Source organism: Streptomyces sp. NPDC060198, from assembly GCF_042728415.1.
In the GTDB taxonomy this organism is placed as follows: Bacteria; Actinomycetota; Actinomycetes; order Streptomycetales; family Streptomycetaceae; genus Streptomyces.
In genome coordinates this window covers 1-4,055 of the sequence record NZ_JBHWZJ010000060.1, presented here as the reverse complement: position 1 = coordinate 4,055, position 4,055 = coordinate 1, and the positions used below count along the sequence as shown (strand labels likewise).

General features: G+C 69.8%; 4 protein-coding genes. All 4 read right to left on the bottom strand.

The genetic code is table 11. The annotated features are described in order from the left end of the window. Nucleotides 1-93: 93 nt before the first annotated feature. The gene (locus ACFWEP_RS11020; protein ID WP_387368702.1) at nt 94-810 is read right to left on the bottom strand and encodes an HAD family hydrolase; all 717 of its coding nucleotides are present in this window, start codon (nt 808-810) and stop codon (nt 94-96) included. A gap of 147 nt (nt 811-957) precedes the next feature. Further along, the gene (gene gltX / locus ACFWEP_RS11015) at nt 958-2,433 is read right to left on the bottom strand and encodes a glutamate--tRNA ligase (RefSeq protein ID WP_387368700.1); all 1,476 of its coding nucleotides are present in this window, start codon (nt 2,431-2,433) and stop codon (nt 958-960) included. Continuing rightward, nucleotides 2,426-3,211 carry a fumarylacetoacetate hydrolase family protein gene (locus tag ACFWEP_RS11010; protein ID WP_328719207.1) on the bottom strand — a complete coding sequence of 262 codons (786 nt, stop codon included), beginning with the start codon at nt 3,209-3,211 and terminating at the stop codon, nt 2,426-2,428. Before ACFWEP_RS11010 ends, gltX begins: the two co-directional genes overlap by 8 nt. A gap of 163 nt (nt 3,212-3,374) precedes the next feature. Beyond that, a complete protein-coding gene (locus ACFWEP_RS11005) occupies nt 3,375-3,530 on the bottom strand; it encodes a hypothetical protein (protein WP_387368698.1) in 156 nt (51 codons plus the stop codon). Nucleotides 3,531-4,055: the final 525 nt, after the last annotated feature.

The following is a 4,055-nucleotide window of genomic DNA, read 5'->3' as shown; positions in this document are numbered from 1 at the left end:
ATAGCCCACTGAAACGCAACCCCTGAGGGCCTTGTCTCTGTCTGCGCTTCTCGACCGGATCTTTCGACCCGCTCGGGCGGCGCAGAAAGAACATTACCCGAAGGTGTCCGGCGCTCCAAAACGGGTATCGCCGGACAGCACCGCGGGCAGCTGGTGGAGGCCCGTGATCCGTACGAGATCGGCTCTGCCGCCGCGCTCCCCGCGGTCCAGCCAGATCCCCGTCAGCCCGGCCGCGACCGCGCCCGCGGCGTCGGTGTCGGGCTCGTCCCCGACGTACGCGACCTCGTGCGGGTCCAGAGCGAGCGCCTCGCAAGCGGCGTGGAAGGCGGCGGGATCGGGCTTGGAGACGCCGAGCTCCACGGCGCACAGCAGCGCCTCGAACCGGTGCCGCACGCCCAGCGCCGTCAGCTTGCGGTGCTGCTCGACGGCGCCGGCGTTGGACAGGGCACCGTGGCGGTAGCCGCCCAGCAGGTCGAGGACCGGAACCACGTCCGGGAAGAGGCTCCAGGCGGCCTCGTAGTGGACCGTGTGCCGCCGGAACCACGCGTCGGCCTCCGCGTCCGCCAGATCAAGCGCCAGGAACTGCCGCACCCGGTCCCTGCGGTGGCCCACGTAGTCCGTCTCCCCCGCGGAGAACCGCGCCCAGTGGTGTCCGGCGATCGTCCGCCAGTCGTCCAGCGCCTCGTCGGGCGTGGCGTACCCGCCGGGCAGCCCCTCCAGCTCCAGCAGCCGTGCCATGGCCTGCCGGTCGGCGCCGGAGTAGTCGAAGAGTGTGTCGTCGATGTCCCAGAGCACGGCGCGTATCGGCATACGGACCACGCTACCGGCCCCGCTCCCGCCCGGCCCCGCGTCGACCGGCCGAACCACGGGCCGTACGGGCACCGGGAAACGCCCGAGGGGCGGGCCTCCGGAGTTCTCTCCGGCGGTCCGCCCCTCGGGCGTGCGTACGGCGGCGCGTTACGCGGTGAGCTTCGCGAGGGCCGCGTCCACCCTGGCCAGGGTCTTCTCCCGACCCAGGATCTCCATGGACTCGAAGAGCGGCAGGCCGACCGTGCGGCCGGTGACGGCGACGCGCACCGGGGCCTGGGCCTTGCCGAGCTTGAGGCCGTGGGCCTCGCCCGCCGCCAGGACGGCGCTCTTCAGCGCCTCGGCGTTCCACTCGGCACCGGCCAGGCCCGCGCGGGCGGTGGCCAGCAGGGCGTCGGAGCCCTCCTTCATCGCCTTGGCCCAGGACGCGTCGTCCTGGACCGGCTCGTCGAGGAAGAGGAAGTCGACGTTGGCGGTGATGTCGGAGAGGACGGTCACCCGGGTCTGGGCGTGCGGCGCGATCTCGGCGAACTTGTCCGCGTCGAACGCCTCGGGGGCCCAGTTCGCGTACGGCGCCCGCAGCCAGGGACCGCACGCCTCGGTGAAGTCCTTCACGTCGAGCCGGCGGATGTGCTCGGCGTTGATGTGCTCGGCCTTCTTGAGGTCGAAGCGGGCCGGGTTGGCGTTGACGTCCGCGATGTCGAAGGCGGCCACCATCTCCTCGATCGAGAAGATGTCGCGGTCCTCGGCGATCGACCAGCCCAGCAGCGAGAGGTAGTTGAGCAGCCCCTCGGGGAGGAAGCCGCGCTCGCGGTAGAGGTTGAGCGACGCCTCCGGGTCCCGCTTGGACAACTTCTTGTTCCCCTCGCCCATGACATAGGGGAGGTGACCGAAGACCGGGGTGGCCTTGGCGATGCCCAGCTCGGTGAGGGCCGCGTACAGGGCGAGCTGACGGGGGGTGGAGGAGAGCAGGTCCTCGCCGCGCAGGACGTGGGTGATCTCCATCAGCGCGTCGTCGACCGGGTTGACCAGCGTGTAGAGCGGGGCGCCGTTGGCCCGGACGATGCCGTAGTCCGGCACGTTCTCCGGCTGGAAGGTCAGCTCGCCGCGCACCAGGTCGGTGAAGGTCTGCGGCACGTCGGGCATCCGGAAGCGCACGATGTGCGAGCGGCCCTCGGCCTCGTACGCCTCGACCTGCGCGGCGGTGAGCTGGCGGCAGTTGCCGTCGTACCCGGAGGGCTTGCCGGCGGCTCGCGCCGCGTCGCGGCGGGCGTCGAGCTCCTCGGCGGTGCAGTAGCAGTCGTACGCGTACCCGCCGGCCTTCAGCTTCTCGGCGACGTCGCGGTAGATGTCCATCCGCTGCGACTGGCGGTACGGGGCGTGCGGGCCGCCGATCTCGGGACCCTCGTTCCAGTCGAAGCCGAGCCAGCGCATCGAGTCGAGCAGCTGCTGGTACGACTCCTCGGAGTCGCGCGCCGCGTCGGTGTCCTCGATGCGGAAGACCAGCGAGCCCTCGTTGTGCCGGGCGAAGGCCCAGTTGAAGAGGGCCGTCCGGACCAGGCCCACGTGGGGGTTGCCGGTCGGGGAGGGACAGAACCGGACTCGGGGGGAGGAGCCGTTAACCACGCTTGATCACCTTGTTGGTGAGAGTGCCGATGCCTTCGATGGTGACGGCGACCTCGTCGCCGACGTGCAGGGGTCCGACCCCCGCGGGAGTTCCGGTGAGGATGACGTCGCCGGGGAGGAGCGTCATCGCCTCGGAGATGTGCACGACCAGGTCCTCGATGGAGCGGACCATCTCGCTCGTACGGCCGAGCTGGCGCTGCTCACCGTTGACCGTCGTCTGGATCGTCAGGTCGGACGGGTCCAGGTCGGTCTCCACCCAGGGGCCGAGCGGGCAGGAGGTGTCGAAGCCCTTGGCCCGGGCCCACTGCTTCTCGCGCTTCTGCGCGTCACGGGCGGTGACGTCGTTGGCACAGGTGTAGCCGAGGATGACGTCCTTGACGCGCTCGCGGGGTACCTCGCGGCACATCCGGCCGATCACCACGGCCAGTTCGGCCTCGTAGTGGACCTCGTTCGAGAAGGAGGGGTACTCGATGGCGTCGCCGGAGCCGATCACCGAGGTGGTGGGCTTGAAGAAGGCGACCGGGACGTCACCGACCTCGTTGCCCAGTTCGGCGGCGTGCTCCGCGTAGTTGCGGCCGATGGCCACCACCTTGTTGGGGAGCACGGGGGGCAGGAGCCGGACCTTGCTCAGCGGGACCTTGGTGCCGGAGAGTTCGAAGTCGGCGTACGGAATGCCCTTGATGATGTCGAGGACGAGGCCACCGGATTCCACGGTGCCCTCACCCTCGACGGCGCCGAAGGCGACATTGCCGTCGATGGAGAACCTGGCGATGCGCACGGGATGCTGTCGCCCCTCACTTGCTGGCTGGCTGAAGACTGACGCTCCAGGCTATCGCCTCGCCGTGGGGGGACCGGGGAGTGTCCGGCGGATCGTCGCGGCGGCCTCCCCGCAGGGGCGGACGGAGCGACGCAGGCACCGGACGGACTCCCGGCGGGAACGGCTACCTGAGGATGGTGCGGCGCGGGTTGGCCGTCTGCGTGGGCAGCGTGGCGGTGTGCTCGGGCCGCTCGGGGGCGCGCAGGGAGGAGGCGTCCGGGAGGTGCGCCAGCGTGGTGCGCCGGGGGTTGGCGAGGCTGCGGGACTGCGTCGTGTTCATCTGCCGTTCGGACCTTGTCGCCGGGGGTGCACCCCGGGGTGCACCCAGTTAGTCGGGTTCGCCATCCCAGTAAAGCGTCAGGCTAAACATCGGATTCCCGGCCGAGCCCCGGATGAGACGGCGATCATCATGTGAGTTTGCTCACCACTGACCCCCCAAATGCCGCATATCGGAATGATGATCATGCGAGAAGAAACGGACATTGCGTCACTGAATGTTCTATTCCGCTCCTGATCATCAGGACTGGGACACCATGCTCATCCGGCCACCCTGTCCGTAATGATCCACTTTCCACACGAACACGCTGCACGGCTGGTCACGCGCCCATCACACCCCGTGACACCTACCCATGGGGAACCCACGGGCCTTGTTGGAGGTCCGGCACTGTGCTGGAATTCCACGCACCGCCGCGGGTAGAGACCGGCGCGCAGGGGCGCAACGCAGCGCCGAGTGGCGGCGGAGGGGGTTCAAGAACGCCGGTCGTTCATCGACCACCATGGGGCGCGTCCAGCGCCCCACGACGCC